General features: G+C 63.6%; 20 protein-coding genes. 9 read left to right on the forward strand and 11 right to left on the reverse strand.

Translation table 11 applies throughout. The features are described from left to right. Window positions 1-13: 13 nt before the first annotated feature. The gene (locus CWO91_RS23400) at window positions 14-1,267 is read right to left on the reverse strand and encodes a CaiB/BaiF CoA transferase family protein (protein WP_130216662.1); all 1,254 of its coding nucleotides are present in this window, start codon (window positions 1,265-1,267) and stop codon (window positions 14-16) included. Window positions 1,268-1,277: 10 nt separating this feature from the next. Next, window positions 1,278-2,072, reverse strand: a complete 795-nt coding sequence (locus CWO91_RS23405; RefSeq protein WP_130216664.1) for an enoyl-CoA hydratase/isomerase family protein — start codon at window positions 2,070-2,072, stop codon at window positions 1,278-1,280. Window positions 2,073-2,189: 117 nt separating this feature from the next. Between CWO91_RS23405 and CWO91_RS23410 the strand changes: the two genes are divergently transcribed. Both CWO91_RS23410 and CWO91_RS23415 read left to right on the forward strand, forming a co-directional pair. After that, window positions 2,190-2,855 (forward strand): GntR family transcriptional regulator, encoded by a 666-nt coding sequence (locus tag CWO91_RS23410; protein ID WP_130216666.1) that lies wholly within the window; start codon window positions 2,190-2,192, stop codon window positions 2,853-2,855. 159 nt (window positions 2,856-3,014) lie between these two features. After that, complete coding sequence (locus tag CWO91_RS23415) at window positions 3,015-3,986, forward strand: MBL fold metallo-hydrolase (protein ID WP_130216668.1); 972 nt, start codon at window positions 3,015-3,017, stop codon at window positions 3,984-3,986. A 174-nt stretch (window positions 3,987-4,160) separates the two neighbouring features. On the opposite strand, the gene CWO91_RS23420 is transcribed toward CWO91_RS23415, so the two are convergent. The 6 genes from CWO91_RS23420 to CWO91_RS23445 form a co-directional block, all read right to left on the reverse strand. Beyond that, window positions 4,161-4,574: an ASCH domain-containing protein gene (locus CWO91_RS23420; RefSeq protein WP_130216670.1), complete on the reverse strand. Its 414-nt coding sequence runs from the start codon at window positions 4,572-4,574 to the stop codon at window positions 4,161-4,163. A 91-nt stretch (window positions 4,575-4,665) separates the two neighbouring features. After that, complete coding sequence (locus CWO91_RS23425) at window positions 4,666-5,385, reverse strand: haloacid dehalogenase type II (RefSeq protein ID WP_130216672.1); 720 nt, start codon at window positions 5,383-5,385, stop codon at window positions 4,666-4,668. A 156-nt stretch (window positions 5,386-5,541) separates the two neighbouring features. Continuing rightward, window positions 5,542-6,543, reverse strand: coding sequence for a class II fructose-bisphosphatase (gene glpX / locus CWO91_RS23430; RefSeq protein ID WP_035703675.1), 1,002 nt, complete (start codon window positions 6,541-6,543; stop codon window positions 5,542-5,544). Window positions 6,544-6,704: 161 nt separating this feature from the next. Beyond that, window positions 6,705-8,021, reverse strand: coding sequence for a homoserine dehydrogenase (locus tag CWO91_RS23435; protein WP_130216674.1), 1,317 nt, complete (start codon window positions 8,019-8,021; stop codon window positions 6,705-6,707). A 28-nt stretch (window positions 8,022-8,049) separates the two neighbouring features. Continuing rightward, a complete protein-coding gene (locus tag CWO91_RS23440; RefSeq protein WP_128934070.1) occupies window positions 8,050-9,270 on the reverse strand; it encodes an LL-diaminopimelate aminotransferase in 1,221 nt (406 codons plus the stop codon). 235 nt (window positions 9,271-9,505) lie between these two features. After that, a complete protein-coding gene (locus CWO91_RS23445) occupies window positions 9,506-9,781 on the reverse strand; it encodes a hypothetical protein (protein WP_130216676.1) in 276 nt (91 codons plus the stop codon). A gap of 254 nt (window positions 9,782-10,035) precedes the next feature. On the opposite strand from CWO91_RS23445, the gene CWO91_RS23450 reads away from it, so the two are divergent. The 4 genes from CWO91_RS23450 to CWO91_RS23465 all read left to right on the forward strand — a co-directional run bounded on the left by CWO91_RS23450 (window position 10,036) and on the right by CWO91_RS23465 (window position 13,708). After that, window positions 10,036-11,856 carry a PHA/PHB synthase family protein gene (locus tag CWO91_RS23450; protein ID WP_130216678.1) on the forward strand — a complete coding sequence of 607 codons (1,821 nt, stop codon included), beginning with the start codon at window positions 10,036-10,038 and terminating at the stop codon, window positions 11,854-11,856. A 134-nt stretch (window positions 11,857-11,990) separates the two neighbouring features. Then, entirely contained in the window at window positions 11,991-12,389 is a 399-nt protein-coding gene (locus CWO91_RS23455) for an MAPEG family protein (protein ID WP_130216680.1), read from the forward strand. Window positions 12,390-12,407: 18 nt separating this feature from the next. After that, a complete protein-coding gene (locus tag CWO91_RS23460) occupies window positions 12,408-13,280 on the forward strand; it encodes an ornithine carbamoyltransferase (protein ID WP_130216682.1) in 873 nt (290 codons plus the stop codon). A 74-nt stretch (window positions 13,281-13,354) separates the two neighbouring features. Then, the gene (locus CWO91_RS23465; RefSeq protein WP_130216684.1) at window positions 13,355-13,708 is read left to right on the forward strand and encodes a hypothetical protein; all 354 of its coding nucleotides are present in this window, start codon (window positions 13,355-13,357) and stop codon (window positions 13,706-13,708) included. A gap of 236 nt (window positions 13,709-13,944) precedes the next feature. Here CWO91_RS23465 and argC read toward each other — a convergent pair whose 3' ends face one another. The 3 genes from argC to CWO91_RS23485 all read right to left on the reverse strand — a co-directional run bounded on the left by argC (window position 13,945) and on the right by CWO91_RS23485 (window position 16,347). After that, window positions 13,945-14,928, reverse strand: coding sequence for an N-acetyl-gamma-glutamyl-phosphate reductase (gene argC, locus CWO91_RS23475; RefSeq protein ID WP_130216686.1), 984 nt, complete (start codon window positions 14,926-14,928; stop codon window positions 13,945-13,947). Continuing rightward, entirely contained in the window at window positions 14,925-15,590 is a 666-nt protein-coding gene (locus tag CWO91_RS23480; protein ID WP_130216688.1) for an FMN-binding negative transcriptional regulator, read from the reverse strand. The genes argC and CWO91_RS23480 overlap by 4 nt, the downstream gene beginning before the upstream one ends. Before the next feature lie 226 nt (window positions 15,591-15,816). Beyond that, entirely contained in the window at window positions 15,817-16,347 is a 531-nt protein-coding gene (locus CWO91_RS23485) for a DedA family protein (RefSeq protein ID WP_130216690.1), read from the reverse strand. Between the two features lie 275 nt (window positions 16,348-16,622). Here CWO91_RS23485 and parE point away from each other — a divergent pair, with 275 nt between their 5' ends. From parE to CWO91_RS23500, 3 genes are all read left to right on the forward strand, one after another. Continuing rightward, entirely contained in the window at window positions 16,623-18,671 is a 2,049-nt protein-coding gene (gene parE, locus CWO91_RS23490; protein ID WP_130216692.1) for a DNA topoisomerase IV subunit B, read from the forward strand. Window positions 18,672-19,106: 435 nt separating this feature from the next. After that, on the forward strand, window positions 19,107-19,883 hold the full coding sequence (locus CWO91_RS23495; RefSeq protein ID WP_130216694.1) for an outer membrane protein: 777 nt from the start codon (window positions 19,107-19,109) through the stop codon (window positions 19,881-19,883). Between the two features lie 317 nt (window positions 19,884-20,200). Further along, entirely contained in the window at window positions 20,201-20,386 is a 186-nt protein-coding gene (locus CWO91_RS23500; protein WP_091888160.1) for a hypothetical protein, read from the forward strand. Window positions 20,387-20,400 lie beyond the last annotated feature (14 nt).

The following is a 20,400-nucleotide window of genomic DNA, read 5'->3' on the forward strand; positions in this document are numbered from 1 at the left end:
TATCGAGGTCCGCTCAGGCGACGCGTTCCTCGCGTCTTCCTGCGGCCAGCACGATTGCGCCTTCTTTTTCGAGCGCTTCGATCTGCTTCTGGTCGAACCCGTGCTCGGCCAGCACCTCGCTCGTGTGCTGACCATAGACCGGCGCACCTGATCGCACTTTGCCTGGGGTCTCCGAAAATTTGACGGGCAGCCCGATCGTCTTGACGGGACCGAGCGTGGAGTGCTCGACCTCGACGACCATCTCGCGCGCCAGCGTCTGCGGATCGCTCAGCGCCTCCAGCATGTCGTGCACGGGTCCGCACGGCACGCCCTTCTCGTCCAGCACAGCAAGCCAGTGCGCCCGTGATTGCGTGCGGAAGCGTTCGCTCAGGACAGCTTCCAGCTCTTTCAGATTGGCCATGCGGTCGGCCCCGTTGACGAAGCGCGGATCGGCAGCGAGCTCGCTGGCGCCGAGGGCTTCCAGCATCAAGAGCCAATGCTTCTTGTTGGCGCCGCCGACCACGAGCCAGCCATCCGAGGCTTCGAAGGCCTGATAGGGCGCGTTGAGCGGATGCGCCGAGCCCATCGCGCGCGGCGCGGTGCCAGCGGCGAGCGCGATGGTCGATTGCCAGTAGGTCTGCACCAGAGCCGCTTCATAGAGCGAAGTCTCGACCCACTGCCCTTCGCCGGTCTTGAGGCGATGCGTATAGGCCGCGAGGATGCCCATGCTCGCGAGCAGGCCGGCGGTGATGTCGGACAGCGGCGGACCGCATTTGACGGGCGGACCGTCGGGACGTTCACCGGTGAAGCTCATGATGCCGCTCATGGCCTGCGCGACCAGATCGAAACCGCGGCGATGCTTGTAGGGACCGGTGCGGCCGAAGCCCGACAGCGAGCAGTAGATCAGCGCCGGAAATTCGGCGTGCAGTGCCTCGTAGCCGAAACCGAGACGCTCCATCGCGCCGGGCGCAAAATTCTCGACCAGCACGTCGGCGCTCGCGACCAACCGCCGCAGCACCTGCTTGCCGCCATCGGTTTTCAGATCCAGCACGACGCCGCGCTTGTTGCGGTTCATCATCAGGAAGGAGGCCGCCTCGTCGCCGATCTTCGGCGGCACCGAATGGCGGGTATCGTCGCCGTTCGGCCATTTCTCGATCTTGATGACGTCGGCGCCCATGTCGGCCAGCATCAAGGTGCAGGTCGGCCCGGCCATGACATGGGTGAGATCGATGACCTTGAGACCGGCGAGCGGTCCCGAACGACGAGAGGTGGATTGCGAACTTTGCATCGGGTGCGTCCTATTGGCCGCGCCATTGCGGCGCGCGCTTGTTGAGGAAAGCATCGAGCCCTTCGCGAAAATCCTGGCTCGTGTAGCACATCAGAATGAGGTCTTCGCCCTCGTCACGCGTCAGCCGCCTTTGCAGGCGCGCCACCGCCTGCTTGGTCGCATTCAGCGTCAGCGGCGCATGATTGGCGACGAGCCGGGCGACCTCCTCGGTGCGCCGCTCGAGCGCGGCAATATCGTCGACGACTTCGCCGAGCAGCCCGACACTTGCAGCCTCGGTGGCGTCGACGAGACGTGCAGTGAAGATCAGATCCTTGACGCGCGCGGCGCCGATGAGTGCGGTGAGACGGCTGACATTGGACATCGACAGGCAATTGCCGAGCGTGCGGGCGATGGGGAAACCGATTTTGGCGCTCTTGGTGCCGATGCGGAGATCGCAGGCTGCGGCGATGCCCGCCCCGCCTCCGGTACAGAACCCGTTGATCGCCGCGATCGTCGGCACCCGGCACTGCTCCAGCGTGGTCAGCACCCGATCAATGCGGTTCTCGTAGTCGATCGCGTCCTGTGGCGTCTTGAATTCCCGGAACTGGTTGATGTCGGTCCCCGAGGCGAACGCCTTGTCGCCGGCTCCGCGCAGCACCAGCACCTTGATCGCGTGGTCGCGGTTGGCCTCCTCGCAGATCGCGGCGAGCCGCTCGTACATCGCGAAGGTGAAGGCGTTGCGGGCCTGCGGACGGTTGAAGGTGATCCGCCCGATGCCGTCCTCGCGCGCGAAGACGAGGTTTTCTGCCTCCACTTGCAGGTCCATTTCCTCATACCCTTCTGCTTTTTTACATTTTTGAATGCAAAATTTGGAATTTTCAAGCTGAAACTTGCAAATATCCGCACTTGAGTTCATTTTTGAATGCAAATTGAGTTCAGACCCATGCTTCATGAAGAAGTCGTCGGACGCATCCGCGCCATCCTGCTCGACGGCGAAATCCCGCCGGGCGCGCGGATTCCCGAGCGCGAGCTGTGCGAGCGGCTCGAGATCTCGCGCACGCCGCTGCGCGAGGCGCTCAAGGTGCTCGCCGCCGAAGGCCTCGTGCAGCTGCTGCCGCATCGCGGCTCGCGCGCGGCGAAGCTGACCGACAAGGACATGCGCGATCTGTTCGAGGTCTGCCAGGGCCTCGAAGCCCTTGCCGGCGAGCTCGCCTGCGAGCGCATCACCGACGCCGAGATCGACGCGATCGCGGCCGCGCATGCTGACATGGTGCAGCATTATCGCGACGGCGATCTGATCCAGTACTATCGCGGCAACCGCGCCATTCACGAAGCCATTGTCACTGCCGCGGGAAACCCAGTGCTCGTGGGGCTTTACACCTCGGTGACCGCGCGCATCCGCCGCGCGCGCTACGTCACGCCGATGACGCCGCAGCGCTGGGCGCTCGCAGTGAAGGAGCATGATGCAATCCTGAACGCGCTGCAAAGGCGCGACGGCGCCGGCCTCGCCCACATCCTGCGTGCGCATCTGCGCCATAAGCGCGAGGAGGTTTTGCAGGCGGGTTTTGCGGAGACGGAAGGCGCTGACGTCGCGCTGAGAATTGCGTAACGCGCAATTGCGCGATCGCGTGCATCCGCGGACCAATTCTACTTGCTAGCTTGTCGTAACCGGCGCAGCATGGCTTCTGCCGATCTCCGGCCGCGCGCCTGATCAGGCCGGTCACAACGCGCGAACAATCGCAAAATAAAAGACAAAAGCGAGGAACGCATGACAATCGATGTCTCACGTCGGTCCCTTCTCACACTCGGAGCTGGCCTCGGTGCCAGCGCAATGTTCGGCAGCAGCGCGATGGCGCGGGCGCCCAAGCTCGGCACCCAGACGCCCTACTGGCACCGCTTCATTCTCGGCGATGCCGAGGTGACCGTCGTATCCGACGGGCCGCTGCCGCTCGGCGATCCCTCCGGAACCTTCCTTGGCGTTTCCAAGGAAGAGGTCAAGAAGATGCTCGCCGACAATTTCCTGTCGCCGGACAACGTCGTGCTCGAGCAGAACTCGCCGATCGTGAACACCGGTGACAAGCTCATCCTGTTCGATACCGGCATGGGCAGCTCAAAAATGTTCGGCGCCAGCACGGGGCGGCAGCAGAAGAGCATGACCGAGGCCGGGATCAAGCCGGGGGACATCGATGCCGTGGTCTGCTCGCATGCCCATATCGATCATATCGGTGGCATCGTGGACGAAGGTGGCAAGCCGTTGTTTCCGAACGCGCAAATCTACATCTCCCAGACCGATTTCGACTTCTGGACCGATGAGGGCAAGCTCGGCAGCCCGGCCAAGGACTTCGTCCTCCACGCCCGCAAGAACCTGCTGCCGGTCCGCGACCGCATCGTGTTCTTCAAGGACGGCCAGGAATTTTTGCCGGGCGTGCAGGCGATTGCCGCGCCCGGTCACACCGTCGGCCACACCATCTTCATGGTCTCCTCGGCCGGCAAGTCCTTCGCCTTCCTCGGCGACCTCTCGCACCATTCGGTGCTGCTGCTGGAGCGGCCGCGGATGGAGTTCTCCTACGACACCGACCCGAAGCAGGCGGCAGAGTCGCGCGTCAAGCTGCTGACCATGCTCGCGGCGAACAAGATCCCGGTGATGTCCTATCACTTCGCCTGGCCTGGCTATGGCCATGTCGCGAAAGCAGGTGAAGGGTTCCACTATTATCCCGAGCCGATGCAGATGACGTTGTAGGGCGTCAGATCAGGTCCGGGCGGTACGCGCCGCCCGGATCGTGCGTCGACGCGCGAGCCGACTGTTACAAGCGATCCAGGTGCGCCCGCAGGTCAGCGTCACTCTCGCGACCCAATGCGAGCAATCCCACGCAGCTCCTTGAGCAATCCCGAACTGCCGATCGCGGCTTCGTAGCTATGGATCCATCTCGGCATCGCCAAAGACCTCGACGAGGCGAAAGCGCTCGCACATCAGCATCATGTCGTCGCTATATCGTCCAAGCCTGCCGAAATACGCCTGATGGGCCCGGCGCCAATAGGCGAGGCTCCGGTCACCTTCTCCCTCATCATATGCAAAGGCTGCGTCGACCTCATTGAAGCGCCGATACGTCACGTCGATGGATTCAATGACGCAGCGCGGCTCTCCTCGCCCGTCGAGCACGACCCAGCGCTCACCGGGCGTGGACGTGTTCGGCTCGTCTTCGGTGCTGCACGTCGCAGTCTTGATGCCCTTGATGACGAGTTCGACCAATTCATCTGCGAGTGCGGGGCTGTCCCCGAACGCAAACGTCCGGAGGTTCTGATAGCGCTCGGGAATCGGTTTGCTCATGGGTCTTCAGGCCTTCACGTCCCCTCGCCGCCATGCAGCGGCGTGTCGCATTTGGACGCAAGCAGATTTTACCGCGTCATGAAGACACGGCCTAACAACCGAGCTTGTCGGCGACCCCGCCAAAATCCTTGGCAACGATGTCCCAATTGCCGGTCGCTTCGAAATCGACCTTCTGCAACGGACCGTATTCGGTCGGCCGCGCCACAAAGGCGGTCTTCAGCCCGTTCTTCTGCGCGGCCGCGAGATCGCCGTTGTGGGCGGCGACCATCATCACCTCTTCCGGCTTGAGACAAAGCAGGCGCGCGGCGCCGAGATAGGTCTCGGGATCAGGCTTGTAGTGCTCGAACAGCTCGGCGGACATGATGAGGTCCCACGGGAGCCCTGCAAATTTCGCCATGTTGGTGAGCAGCGCGACATTGCCGTTCGACAGCGGCGCAATCACGAATTTCGATTTGAGCCGCGTGAGGCCGGCTACGCTGTCGGGCCAGGGATGCAGGCGGTGCCAGCCCTTGGTGAGATAGTCGAGATCGGCTTCGGTGAGACCCTTGATCGAGAATTGGTCGACCAGCTTTTCCAGCGAGCGGCGATGCAGATCATCTAACATGACATAGCCGCGCTCGGGATGTTTGCGCACGTCGTCCATCGAGGCCATGTACATGCCGCGCCAGCCGTCGACCAAAGCGGTCCAGTCGGCGCCGATGCCGCGCTGCCTGCCCCACCACATGAAGTCGGTGATCAGGCTGGTGCGCCAGTCGACCACGGTGCCGAACACGTCGAAGACGAGGGCTTTGACGGCGGAAAGGTCGGACATGTGCGCTTCCCCCTTGTTTTTATCGTTGTCATTCCGGGGTGGCCCATAGGGCCAGGGCCCGGAATCCATTGCACCTCGAACTCTGCCGCCCGATGGATTCCGGGCTCTCCGGGCCGCGCGTTGCGCGGTCCCGTCGCCCCGGAATGACAGAGAGCATCAATCCAAATGGAACTTGGCCAGCTCGCGGTGCTCGGCCTTGATGTAGCGCACGGTGCCGGTGACGGAGCGCATCACAACCGTCTCGGTCTCGATCACGCCATCCTTGCGGAACTTGACGCCCGACAGCAGCGAGCCCGTGGTGACGCCGGTGGCCGCGAACAGGCAGTCGCCGCGCGCCATGTCCTCGATGCCGTAGATCATCTTGGGATCGTTGACGCCCATCTTGGCGGCGCGCTCGCGCTTCTCCTCGGAGTCGAGGATCAGGCGGCACTGCATCTGGCCACCGATGCAACGCAGCGCCACGGCGGCGAGCACGCCTTCCGGCGCACCGCCGGTGCCGAGATACATGTCGACGCCGGTGTTGTCGGGATCCGCGCAGTGGATCACGCCGGCGACGTCGCCGTCGGTGATGAGGCGCACGGCCGCGCCGGTCGAGCGCACGCTCGCGATGATGTCGGCATGGCGCGGACGGTCGAGCACGAGAACCGTGATGCCTTCCGGCTTGACGCCCTTGGCCTTGGCAAGGCGGCGGACGTTGTCGGCAGGCGAAGCATCGAGATCGACGACGCCCTTGTCGTAGCCCGGTCCGATCGCGAGTTTCTGCATGTAGACGTCGGGGGCGTGCAGCAGGGTGCCGCCATCGGCCATCGCCATTGTCGCGATCGCGCCCGGCATGTTCTTGGCGCAAAGCGTGGTGCCTTCGAGCGGGTCGACCGCGATATCGACCTGGGGACCGGCATTCATCCCGACCTTCTCGCCGATGAAGAGCATGGGCGCCTCATCGCGCTCGCCTTCGCCGATCACGATGGTGCCTTCGATCGGCAGCTTGTTGAGCTCGCGGCGCATGGCGTCCACAGCGGCCTGATCAGCCTGCTTCTCGTTGCCGTGCCCGCGCAGCCGCGCCGAGGACACCGCCGCCCGCTCCGTCACCCGCACGATCTCCAGCGTGAGAATGCGCTCGAGCAACGCTTGCGGCGGGACTGAAATATGGGTCGACATCGGCTCACTCCTTTAAAACAGCTCGGCGGACACCTCTGTCCGCATCAACTCGCAACGCCCACGGTTCGTTCGAACCGTCCTCTCCGCTTGAGCATGATCTCTTTTCCGGAAAACCGCCACATGCGTTGCGCTAACGCGGCCTTCCGGGTCCGGATCATGCTCTAGTTCTTCTCGATCCGGATCACCTGCGGCCGTCCGCTGATCACCTTGTCGTGCTGAACGGCGGCGAGCGCGCGGCGCACGGCGTCTTCATGGGTCGCATAGGTGATCAGGATGACCGGCACGGGCACCGCCTTGCCGTCGCTGGGCGCAGCGCCGCCATTGGGATGACGCTGCACGATCGACTCGATCGAAATCTTCTGTTCTGCCAGCCGGGTCGCGATCGCGGCCGCCGTACCCGGGAAATCGCGCGCCAGCAGGCGGATGTAATAGCCGCCCTCATGCCGCTCCATCGGCGCTTTCTTGGTGTCGTGCAGTTGCGCGATCGGCCGGCCGAATGGATTGGCGCGGATGCCGCGCGCGACGTCGGCGATGTCGGCGACCACGGCGGACGCGGTCGCGGCACCGCCTGCGCCGGGGCCGACCAGCGTGATCGGCGGAATCCCCTCGCCGTCGATCGTGACCGCATTGGTGACACCCATCACCTGCGCGATCGAGGAGGATTTTGGCACCATGGTCGGATGCACGCGCTGCTCGATGCCCTTGGCGGTGCGAACCGCAACGCCGAGCAGCTTGACGCGGTAACCGAGATCGGCCGCCGCACGGAGATCTTCCGGCGCGATGGATGAGATGCCTTCGACATACACTGCGCTTTGAGCAACTTTTGTGCCGAAAGCGAGGCTGGCGAGAATGGCGAGTTTTTGCGCGGTGTCGTGGCCGTCGACGTCGAAGGACGGATCGGCCTCGGCATAGCGAAGCCGCTGCGCGTCCTTCAGGCATTCGGCAAAGGACAGCCCCTCCTGCTCCATCCGGGTCAGGATGTAGTTGCAGGTGCCGTTGAGGATGCCATAGACGCGGTTGATGCCGGTTCCAGCAAGACCTTCACGTAACGTCTTGATGACAGGGATCGCGGCGCCGACTGCTGCCTCGAAATTCAGCGCGCCGCCGTGCTTTTCAGCCGCCTTGGCGAGCTTGAGGCCGTGCTTGGCGAGCAGCGCCTTGTTGGCGGTGACAACCGATTTGCCGGCATTGAGCGCGGCTTCCACCGCCGACAGTGCGGGATCGCCGACGCCGCCCATCAGCTCGACGAAGCAATCGACCTCGGGATGGGTGGCAAGGGCAATCGGATCCTTCGCCCATTCGACGCCGCGCAGGTCGACGCCGCGCTTCTTCGCCTTCGAGCGCGCGGTGACGGCAACGACGCGGATGCCCCGGCCGCTGCGCCCCGTGAGCACGCGCGCTTGCGTTTCGATCAAACGGACGACTTCGGCACCCACGGTGCCGAGCCCCGCTATGCCCACTTTCAGGGGTGCGACCATGATACTTCAGAAAACCTGCAGAAGAGAATTAGCGCCGATTGGCGAGCGGAACGACGTTGTGCAACGTTTCGATGCCGCTTTCAAGGAAGCGGCGCACGCCGCGCGCGGCCTGCCTGATCCGTTGCTCGTTTTCCACCATGGCGATGCGGACATATCCTTCACCATGCTCGCCGAAGCCGACGCCGGGCGAGACCGCGACGCCGGATTTCTCCACCATCAGGGTCGCGAACTGCATGCTGCCGACGCTGCGGAAGGCTTCCGGCAGCGGCACCCAGGCGAACATCGAGGCCTCCGGTGGCGGAATCTCCCAGCCGGCGCGGCCGAACGATTCCACCAGCGCGTCGCGGCGCTTGCGGTAGGTGTCGCGCATCTCCTTGATGCAATCGTCGGGACCATTCAGCGCCGCGGTCGCGGCGACCTGCACAGGCGTGAACGCGCCGTAGTCGAGATAGGATTTGACGCGGGCGAGCGCCGCAATCACGCGCTCGTTGCCGACCGCAAAGCCCATGCGCCAGCCGGCCATGGAATAGGTCTTCGACATCGAGGTGAACTCGACGGTGACGTCCATCGCGCCGGGGACCTGCAGCACCGAGGGCGGCGGGTTGCTCTCGTCGAAATAGACCTCGGCATAAGCGAGATCGGACAGGATCAGGATCTCGTGCTTCTTCGCGAAGGCGACGAGATCCTTGTAGAAGTCGAGGCTCGCGACATAGGCGGTCGGGTTCGAGGGGTAGCAGACGACGAGCGCCAGCGGCTTGGGGATCGAATGGATGATCGCCCGCTCCGCCGCCTCGAAGAATTGCGGCGTCGGCTCGGAAGGCACCGAGCGGATCACGCCGCCCGCCATCAAAAAGCCGAAGGCGTGAATCGGGTAACTCGGGTTCGGACACAGGATGACGTCGCCCGGCGCGGTGATGGCCTGCGCCACGTTGGCAAAGCCCTCCTTGGAGCCGAGCGTCGCCACGACCTGTGTGTCGGGGTTGAGCTTTACGCCGAAGCGGCGGTCATAATAGGCGGCCTGGGCCCGACGCAGCCCCGGGATGCCGCGGGAGGCCGAGTAGCGATCGGTGCGCGGCTTGCCGAGCGTCTCCTTGAGCTTCTCAAGCACATGCGGCGGGGCCGGCAGATCCGGATTGCCCATGCCGAGATCAATGATGTCGGCACCGGCGTTCCGCGCGGCCGCCTTGGCCCGGTTGACCTGTTCGAACACGTAAGGCGGCAGGCGGCGGATGCGGTAAAATTCTTCCATGGCTCTCTGGGCTCCGGGCAACCGGTCAGGACAGAATCGACAGGCCACGACGGCCGTTCGGAAACGCGCCCAGCCCCTTCGCGAAAACTACTCAAAATCAAATACTTAGAGCAATCGTCGGCAATGGCGACTGAAGTCGTTCGCCCTGACTCTCGGCCGAACTGAGGTCTTTTAGCACGGCAAGACGGGGGCGCCAGCGATTACCTTGCAACGTCTCACTTGCCCACTTGCCTGCTCACTTGGCGTCCTTGGCGGCCACGGCCTGACGATCGCGCGCCGCGGCAAGCTCGGCCTCGATCTTGGCGCGCTGGTCCGGCGGGATGGTCGCCTGATCGCGATCCGGTGGCAGATCATGCACCGGCAGATAGCTGCTGGGCTCCTTGGGATGCGCCTGCGCATCCGCAGGCGTCATATCCGCGAGCTGGCTTGAGCAGCCGCCCAGGGCGAGCGCCGCGATCAACAGCGCGCCGCAGATTGGCAGCGTCTTTTGCAGGTCCCACAACGCCAACACTTGGGAAATCCCCTACTCGTCCCAAAGCACGGCCCCGGGCAAACCTTACCCAAGACCGCGCCCAAGCTCAAACCATTGCTGCCCAAATGGTGTGAGCGAGAAAATAGCCCGGCACTACCAAGCCGAGCGGTGCGGCTCGATTGTGACGAAACCAAGAAAATTTGTCGCACTGCAGCACATCTTCGAGAGTGTTTAACGCCAAAGATGCGAGCTTCGCGGTGACGAATACGGAATGAATCGTTACTGTTCTGCGCATGAGTACCGTCACAACCGACACGCCCAAATCCGGCAACACGTTCGAGACGAAGTTCGATGCCGAAGCCTTCGCGATGAATGTCGCGCGGGCGATGGAGAGCGGTGGCAAGGCGCTCGCCGCCTACCTCAAACCGCGCGAAAGCGGCGAGGTGCAGGATCGCCCGCCGGCCGAGCTTGCCGAGGTCGTCAGGACCTTCACCTCGGTCGCCGAATACTGGCTGTCGGACACGTCCCGCTCCTCCGATCTCCAGACCAAGCTCGCCAAGGACTATCTCGACCTCTGGGGCTCGGCGGTCCGCCGCATGGCTGGCCAGGACGCCCAGCCCGCGATCGCGCCCTCGCCGCGCGACAAGCGCTTTGCCGATCCCGAATGGAAGTCGAACCAGTTCTTCGATTTCGTGATGCAGCTCTATCTGCTCACGACCAAATGGGCGCAGGAACTGGTGCGCGACGCCGAAGGGCTCGATCTGCACACGCGCCGCAAGGCCGAGTTCTACGTCCAGCAGGTCACCAACGCGCTGTCGCCATCCAACTTCGTGCTGACCAATCCGGAGGTGCTGCGCGAGACCGTGGCGTCCAGCGGCGAGAACCTCGCGCGCGGCCTCAAGATGCTGGCCGAGGACATCGCGGCCGGCAAGGGCATGCTGAAGATCCGCCAGTCCAATCCGGACAACCTCGTCGTCGGCGTCAACATGGCGACGACGCCGGGCAAGGTGATCTACCAGAACGAGATGATGCAGCTGATCCAATATTCGCCGACCACGGAGAAGGTGCTGCGCACCCCGCTCCTGATCGTGCCGCCCTGGATCAACAAGTTCTACATCCTCGATCTCAAGCCGGAGAAATCCTACATCAAGTGGTGCGTCGACCAGGGCATCACCGTGTTCGTGATCTCATGGGTCAATCCCGACAAGCGGCTCGGCAACAAGGGCTGGGAAGACTACATGAAGGAAGGCCCGCTCACGGCGATGGACGTGATCGAGAGGGTCACCGGTGAGATGAAGGTCCACACCGCCGGCTATTGCGTCGGCGGCACGATGCTCGCGACCACGCTGGCCTGGCTCGCCGAGAAACGCCGCCAGCGCGTTGCATCGGCGACGTTCTTCGCGGCCCAGGTCGACTTCACCCATGCCGGCGATCTCCTCGTGTTCGTCGACGAGGAGCAAATCGCTGCCCTCGAGCACGACATGAAGACGGCCGGCGTGCTCGAAGGCTCGAAGATGGCGATGGCCTTCAACATGCTACGCTCCAACGATCTGATCTGGTCCTATGTCGTCAGCAACTATTTGAAGGGCCAGCAGCCGAGCGCGTTCGACCTGTTGCACTGGAATTCCGATGCGACGCGCATGACCGCGTCGAACCATTCCTATTACTTGCGCAACTGCTATCTGGAGAACCGGCTGTCGACCGGCACGATGGTGCTCGACAACACCCTGCTCGATCTCTCCAAGGTCAAGGTGCCCGTCTACAACCTCGCCACCCGCGAGGACCACATCGCGCCGGCGGAATCGGTGCTGTATGGCTCGCAGTTCTTCGGCGGCCCGGTGAAATATGTGCTGTCGGGCTCGGGCCACATCGCCGGCGTGGTCAATCCGCCGGCCTCGAACAAGTATCAGTACTGGACCAACGACAACATCAAGGACATCAACGTCGCGCAGTGGATGAAGGGCGCCGTCGAGCACAAGGGCTCGTGGTGGCCGGACTGGCGGCAATGGCTGGGCGCACTCGATCCGGAGGAGGTCCCGGCGCGCGCGGTCGGCAGCGACGCCCTGCCCCCGATCGAAGACGCGCCGGGCAGCTATGTCAGGGTTCGCGCATAGCGCATGATCCGGAAAAGTGCGAAGCGGTTTCCGAAAGCGCCATGCGCAAGCAAGGCTTCCTTGCGCATGGCGCAATCTAGCGCGCTTTCGTATAGACTCGCTCTCACCACCGTGATGACAGAGGGGACCGGACTATGACGCGCGAATTGTTCTGGCTGACACTGACGGTGATCCTGACCGGCATCCTCTGGATCCCCTACATCATCAACCGTTGCCAGGTCCGCGGTCTTTCCGGGGCCATGGCCAACCCATCGCGCAGCGACAAGCCGCAAGCCGAATGGGCCACCCGGCTGATGTTCGCGCACGACAACGCGGTCGAGAACCTCGTGATCTTCGCGCCACTGGTGCTGATCCTGAATGCGATCGACTATTCCACCAAATGGACCGTGCTCGCCTGTGCCGTCTATTTCTGGTCCCGCGTCGCGCATCTGATCGTCTACGCGATCGGGATCCCGGTGTTCCGCACGCTGGCCTTTACCGTCGGCTTCCTCGCGCAAGCCGTGCTGGCGCTGGCGATCTTCGGGATGCTTTGAGCGCGTCCGGGACGCATGATGGCTCGTAGTAACGAAGCCGCCCGGGATTTTCTTGAATTCCACGACCTCGGCGCGGAAGCGATCCTCTCCATCATCGACCGCGCGCAGGTGCTCGCGGCGGCATGGAGCGACCGCGCCATGCCTCAGCGCCTCGCCGGCAAGCGCGCAGCGCTGATCGCCGACGACAGCGGCTGGCGGAATACGACCGCCTTCGAGCTCGGCGTGAAGGCCATGGGAGGCATCTGTGTAAGCGCGCCAGTCAGATTCAACACCGGCGAGGCGACGGCCGATCTCGCCAAATATCTCGACAACTGGTTCGATGTCCTGATCGTGCGCACCAGGGAGCTATTGGCTTTGCGAGCGCTCGCGTCCCACGCCGATGCGCCGGTCGTCAATGCGAGAACGCGATCGAACCACCCTTGCGAGACGCTCGGCGATCTCGCTTTTGTCAGGAGCAGGAGGGCGAGCCTGGACGGACTGAAAGTAGTCGGCGTGGCTCCGGCCGCGAACATCCTGAGGTCATGGGCCGAAGCCTCCATCGCGCTGCCGCTCCGGGTGACCCAGATCTATCCGGAAGACCGCCATATCAAGGACATCGCGGCTCCGAACTTCACCGCCAGCACCAGCCTGGATGCGTTGTTCGATGCGGACGTGATCGTCACGGATTGCTGGCCTGACGACGCACGTGCCGATCAACTCCTTGAGTACCAGATATCGGCATCGCTGCTCGACAAATGCCGACCCGACGTCATTTTCCTGCCCTGCCCGCCAGTCACGCGGGGCCGGGAGGTTAGCCTCGATGCGATGTCGCATCGCGCCTACCAGAGCCCAGCCGCAAAGGCCTATCTCCTGCACGCGCAGAACGCATTACTTGAATGGATCGTCGACTAGCGGGCGTCCGGCGACAACCGCAAGCTGTACGCTTTGGCCATCCGGGCATATGATCGCCACGGTGGTCCACCAGCATGGGAAATCCCGATGCGGCCCCTTTTGCCAATCGTGACGATGATCTTGCTTGCTGGATCTGGCGGCGCAGCCAACGCACAGACGCAATGCCCCGGCTGCGCGGCGAAGCCGTCGACGCCACAAAGCCGATGAACCGTGGATTGATGCCGGGCCGCTGTGACGCCTACATCCGCGCATCGCTCGCCTGGAGCTCGCTACGCGCCTACGCGCAAGATCATAAGGAGGCGTGTGACATCTCCAGCCGCTCGCTCGGTGACATCGAAAAGTCTCACCACGACGCGGTGGTGGCACGCGACAATGTCTGTGCGGGCCGCCCCGTTCGGCCGTTTCCGGCGGACGTGATTTTGCGCTGAGTATTGGCGCGTCGCGGGAGACCTGTCGGCGCGCGCGATCTTGGCGTGCTGCCGCGCATTCCATCGTCATTGCGAGGAGCTCGCGACAAAATTGCGAAGCAATTTTGCGCTGGAGCGACGAAGCAATCCAGACCGCTTCCGCGCGGACATTCCTGGATTGCTTCGCGGAGCCTGTCATCGGGCCGCGCTTCGCGCGGGACCCGTTGGCTCGCAATGACGGTGGATAGGTCCTCGCCCTACTCCTCCGGCAATCCCAGCATCAGCCGCATGTTCTGCACGGCTGCACCCGAGGCGCCCTTGCCGAGATTGTCGAGCCGCGCGACCAGCACCGCCTGGTGATATTTGTCGCTGGCGAAGACGTAGAGCTCGAGCATGTTGGTTTCGTTGAGCGCCTCCGGCTCGAGCCGGCCGCCCTTGGTCGCCTCGTTCTGGAGCGGCATCACCTTGACGTATTTCGAGCCGGTGTAGCGCTTGGCGAGCGCGGCCTGGAGATCGGCTCCGCTGGGCTTGCCGGGCAGCGTGTCGAGCTGGAGCGGCACCGAGACCAGCATACCCTGCCGGTAGTTGCCAACCGAGGGAATGAAGATCGGCCGCCGCGTCAGGTTCGAGTAGAGCTGCATCTCCGGCAGATGCTTGTGCTCGAAGCCGAGACCGTAGAGCTCGAAGGACGGCGCGCTGCCGTCTTCGAAGCTCGCGATCATCGACTTGCCGCCGCCGGAATAGCCGCTCACGGCATTGACGGTGACGGGATAATCCTGCGGCAGCAGGCCGGCATCGACGATCGGCCGCAATAGCGCGATCGCGCCGGTCGGATAGCAGCCGGGATTGGAGACCTTTTTCGCGGCCTTGATCTTGCCGGCCTGATCCGGCGTCAGCTCGGGAAAGCCATAGGCCCAGTCCGGCGCGACCCGGTAGGCCGTCGAGGCGTCCAGCACCTTCGGTGCAGAACTGCCCATGCTGTCGACGAGAGCGACTGTTTCCTTCGCGGCATCGTCCGGCAGGCAGAGGATGACGAGATCCACCTCCTCCATCAGTGCCTTCTTGGCCGCGGGGTCCTTGCGCTTGTCGTCGGCGATGGTCTTCACCGCGACGTCGCCCTGGAGCTTCAGCCGCTCGTTGATGCCGAGCCCGGTAGTGCCGGAGCCGCCGTCGACGAAGACGGTTGCGGGCTTCTTCGCCGCGCTGGAGGTCGGGGCTTTGGTGGTGTCAGCGAGGCTCATGGCGCGCTCCCTTCGAGCATGTTCGTATCGTTTGCAAAAGCTTGCGGCCGGGCCTGCCGCATCAAATGTGCGATCTGCTTCGCATCGGCATCGCCGGCGCCAAGCGCATCGGCGATCGCCGTATAGTCGGCGTCCGATTTGTGCTGGTTCAGCTTGAAGCTGCCTTCGACCTCCTCAACCGTCATCACCAGACCCACGATCGCCTTCTTCATCGTCTCCAGCCGACCCGCCGTCATCTTGCCCGATGTCCACGGCTTTTTCGGCAGCAGCCAGTTCTCGAACTTGTCGCTGAGCGTGTCTATCTGCACCGCCAGCTCGTCGTCCGACAACAGCCGCACCGGCCCGTTCAGATGCACCGACTGGTAGAGCCAGGTCGGCACCTGATCGGGCGAGACGTACCAGTCCGGCGATACATAGGCATCGGGACCATTGACCGCGAGCAACCAGGACGCATCACCGCCCGCGAGCTTTAGCAGCGGATTGTGACGGGCGACATGAAAGGCGGCCTGCGGCGTGCCGTCAGTGGCATAGGTCAGATAGAACGGCAGCGGGGACGCGACCGGCTTGTGGCCATCGAAGGCGCACATGGTGCCGAAACCGCGCTCCTCGGCGAATTTCAGGCTCGCGGCGCGGTCCTGTTTGAAAAAGGGTGGCGTGTACATCGTGGTCTCCTGCTGGGCCTCCTTGGGGAGCCGCCGGATCAGATCGCGCTGACAGGAGAGAGAATGCCGCGGACCGGATCCAGCGGCAAAGACGATGATCTCAAACGCGATCGACCGCCCAAACCGCTAAAGAGCGGCGGCGGCGACGGGCGAACAGGATGGTCGCGGCGTTGATCATGGCGCGCGGCTATAAGGCCAGATCCGGTTCCCGTCAAGGTTCACGGCATCAGATGACGCGCCAGATCCATTCCATCAGCTTGGCGATCACGTCGCCGAACAGCAGCAGTGCCGCAGACCAAAGCAGTGCGGAGACGAAATTGGCGACCTGGAAGCTCCAATAGGGCATCTCGAAGATGCCGGCTGCGAGCGGCACCGAGGCGCGCAAGGGGCCGAAAAAGCGGCCGATGAAGATGCTGGGCACGCCCCAGCTGCGCACGAAGGCCTCGCCCTTGGGCAGGAGTTCCGGATAGCGCGAGAGCGGCCACATCTGGGCGACGCTCTCCTTGTAACGGTAGCCGAACCAATAGGAGACCCAGTCGCCCAGCGCCGCGCCAAGGCCTCCGGCGATCCAGACCGGAAAGAAGCTGATGCCGCTCACCCCGATCAACGCACCGATCCCCACCAGCGCGCCCCAGGCCGGAACCAGCAGCGAGATGAAGGCAAGCGACTCCCCGAAGGCGAGCAGGAACACGATCGGCGCCGCCCAAGCCTGGTGTATGCGCACGAAGTCGGCCAGGGCGTGCGCAAACTGCTCCATTCCAGATTAGCCTTCCCGCCCTGTCTCAAGGTGCTGCTCGATGAAAAGGACTGGTAAGCCAAGGGCTTGTGTGACATCAAGTCACAAAGCCCGGCAAGGGATGGACCCGGACGTCAAATTGCCGGGACTTGGCAGGTCTGCGGCGTAAAATCGCCGGGATTGGCCCCCAACCACACGGCCCGACAGGCCCAGCGATAACCTTTCCGAGTCAGAAGTGGCTATAGTCGGCTTAACCGATTCGCCGCTCCTGCGGCCCTCAAAACGTATCAAGATATATGTCCAAGCAGTTGAAAACCAAAGCGAAAGACGATCTGTTCGGCGCCGACGGGCCAAAGTCCCGCGCGCCCGCCGCCAAGACAGCCTCGCGCGGAAGCGGCGGGGAAGCCGACTACACGGCGGCCGACATCGAGGTACTTGAAGGCCTGGAACCGGTGCGGCGCCGACCCGGCATGTATATCGGCGGCACCGATGAGAAGGCGCTGCACCACCTCTTCGCCGAAGTCATCGACAACTCCATGGACGAGGCGCTGGCGGGTCACGCGACCTTCATCGAGGTCGATCTGAGCGCGGACGGGTTCCTGACCGTGACCGACAACGGCCGCGGCATCCCGATCGATCCGCATCCGAAGTTCCCGAAGAAGTCGGCGCTCGAAGTCATCATGTGCACGCTGCATTCGGGCGGCAAATTCGATTCCAAGGTCTACGAGACCTCGGGCGGTCTGCACGGCGTCGGCATCTCCGTGGTGAACGCCCTCTCCTCGCGTCTCGAGGTCGAGGTCGCACGCAGCCAGAAGCTCTACCGCATGACGTTCGAGCGCGGGCACCCCAAGGGCAAGCTCGAGGATCTCGGCAAGGTCAACAACCGCCGCGGCACGCGCGTGCGCTTCAAGCCCGACACCGACATCTTCGGCGCCAAGGCCGTGTTCAAGCCGCAGCGCCTGTTCAAGATGACGCGCTCGAAAGCGTATCTGTTCGGCGGCGTCGAAATCCGCTGGAATTGCGCGCCCGAGCTGCTCAAGGGCATCGAGGACGTGCCGGCGGAAGCGACGTTCCACTTCCCCGGCGGTCTCAAGGATTATCTCGCTGCGGCGATCCACGCCGACACGCTGGTGCATCCCGACATCTTCTCCGGCAGGTCCGGCCGCAACGGTGCCCATGGCGCCTGCGAGTGGGCGGTGGCGTGGACCGCCGATGCCGACGGTTTTCTCTCCTCCTACACCAACACCGTGCCGACGCCCGATGGCGGCACGCATGAATCGGGTTTGCGCAGCGCGCTGCTGCGCGGCCTGAAGGATCACGCCGAGCGCGTCGGTCAGGGCAAGCGCGCCGCGTCCGTCACCTCCGAAGACGTGATGGTCGGCGCCGCCGTGATGCTCTCGGTGTTCGTGCGCGAGCCTGAATTCCAGGGGCAGACCAAGGACCGCCTCGCCACGGCAGAAGCGCAGCGCATCGTCGAACAGGCGATGAAGGATCCGTTCGACCACTGGCTGTCGGGCAATCCGAACATGGCCAACAGGCTGCTCGACTTCGTGATCGACCGCGCCGAGGAGCGGTTGCGCCGCCGCCAGGAAAAGGAGACCGCGCGCAAGACTGCGGGCAAGAAGCTGCGTCTGCCCGGCAAGCTCGCCGACTGCACCGATGCCGGCACCGAAGGCTCCGAGCTCTTCATCGTCGAGGGCGACTCGGCCGGCGGCAGCGCCAAGCAGGCACGCGACCGCAAGACCCAGGCCGTGCTGCCGCTGCGCGGCAAGATCCTCAACGTCGCCTCCGCCGGCAAGGACAAGCTGACGGCCAACGCCCAGCTCTCCGACCTCGTGCAGGCGATCGGCTGCGGCCAGCTCTTGCATTATCGTGAAGAGGATCTGCGCTATCAGCGCATCATCATCATGACCGACGCCGACGTCGACGGCGCGCACATCGCTTCGCTGCTGATCACCTTCTTCTACCGGCAGATGCCGCGGCTGATCGACGAAGGTCACCTCTTCCTCGCGGTGCCGCCGCTCTACAAGCTGACCCACGGCACCAAATCGGTCTATGCGCGCGACGACAAGCACAAGGACGAGCTGATCAGGAGCGCGTTCAATGCCAACGCCAAGGTCGAGGTGAACCGCTTCAAAGGCCTCGGCGAGATGATGCCGGCACAGCTCAAGGAAACCACCATGGATCCGAGCAAGCGGACGCTGCTCAAGGTGGTGTTGCTTGCCGACGATCGCGACACCACCGCGGATTCGGTGGAACGCCTGATGGGCACCAAGGCCGAGGCGCGCTTTGCCTTCATTTCGGACAAGGCCGAATTTGCCAGCGAGGAGCTGCTGGACGTCTGACCCGCCAGCCTCACGCTGCCGCGTCCCATCAAGAGCCCCGGTTTGACCGCCGGGGCTCTTTCGTTTGTGAGGACGACCTTGCCGGTGGTCCGCCAGGACGCGGTTGATTCCCACCCTTCGCGCTGCGACTCGGCCAACGACTCACGGGAACCAAAGCTGAGGCAGGATGGCCTCCATTCCGGACGAAGCCATTTCGTTAACGAGAGGTTGCCAGACTCCAAGTTTACACCACTAACGTACAACCTATTGATAGAATGTAGTTATTTTATGCAATGGTCCTCTCAAAGCAGATCTCTGCCGATCGGCGTTTTCCGGCGAGTGTGCCTGCCCAGCAACAGCATTTCGGCCGGAAACGTCTATAGTCCGGGTATCAGATCACACGAACTTACAGCGCGCTCGCGCCGGCTACGACAGACCAAGGTTGGGGATTTTGACATGAAGAAGACTTTGCTCGCTCTGACCGCGGTTGCGGCAATGACCGGTTCGGCCTCGGCCGCTGACCTTGCTGCCCGTCCCTACGTGAAGGCGCCGATGCCCGCGCCGGTCGCCAATTGGACCGGCTTCTACATCTTCGGTGGCGCCGGCGGCGGCGTCTGGGATGCGGACTCCCACACCAACTTCGTTGGCGTTCCCGTGACGATCGATCAGCGTGTTGGCGGCGATGGCTGGTTTGGAACGGTCGGTGCCGGCTACGACTGGCAGTTCTCCGGCACCTGGGTGGCTGGCGTGTTCGCCGATGGTCAGTTCGGCAGCCTGCGCGGCAGCATCAACGATGAGTTTGCTGCGCTGACCGGCCGCATCAAGATGCAGGACGCTTGGGCTGCGGGTGTTCGCCTCGGCTATCTGGTTGCTCCGAACGTTCTCTCCTACGTCAATGGCGGTTACACCGGATCGCACTGGTCGGGCGCTGGCTTGACGAATCTCGCCGGGACGGCTTCGGGCTTCCACACCGACTCGTTCAACCGCAATGGCTGGTTCGTCGGCGGTGGCGTCGAGAACAATCTGAACATTTTCGGCATCACGGCGCCGGGCTGGTTCATGAAGACCGAATATCGTGCTGCCTACTACGATCGTAAGGACGTTGCCGTCCGCACCGACATTGGCAACGTCGTGACTACCGACTCCATCAGCTTCAAGCCCTTGGTGCAGACCATCAGCACCTCGCTGGTCTACCGCTTCAACTGGACCGGTCCGGTCGTCGCGAAGTACTGATCTGATCTCATATTCAGACGTCAAAGCCCCGGCATGGTCCGGGGCTTTTTCGTTGTGGGCCTGTCAACGGCCGACGCACGCCTCAACGAGGTGTATGCATCGACGAGGCTGCGCCTCGACCGCCGCCGATCGGCATCCCTGATCGCCTCGGCTCGAGTGCTTGCCAGGGGCATAGCTCCTCCTCCGCACGCCGGCTTGTGCCGGCGCGGCCATTGTATCCGAACCGAAGCTACGGTTAGTGTGCGCTCAAGCTTTCGCGGCGACGGCGATCCTTAATCGCCGTGTCGCGACAGAAGCGGACCGATAGGGAGGAATGCATGCGCAGATTTCTGCTGATCGCAGGCCTGTTTGCGACTGCCGTCGGGCTGCTCTGGATCGGACAGGGCACGGGCACGCTTGCCTGGCCGCGATCGAGCTTCATGGTCAACCAGCTGCAATGGGCTGGCTATGGCGCAGCCATGGCCGGCTTCGGGCTGGTGCTGATCTGGCAGAGCAACCAATAGAAGAAACCAAGGAA

Origin of the sequence: Bradyrhizobium genosp. SA-3, assembly GCF_004212635.1 — a bacterium.
Classification (GTDB): domain Bacteria; phylum Pseudomonadota; class Alphaproteobacteria; order Rhizobiales; family Xanthobacteraceae; genus Bradyrhizobium.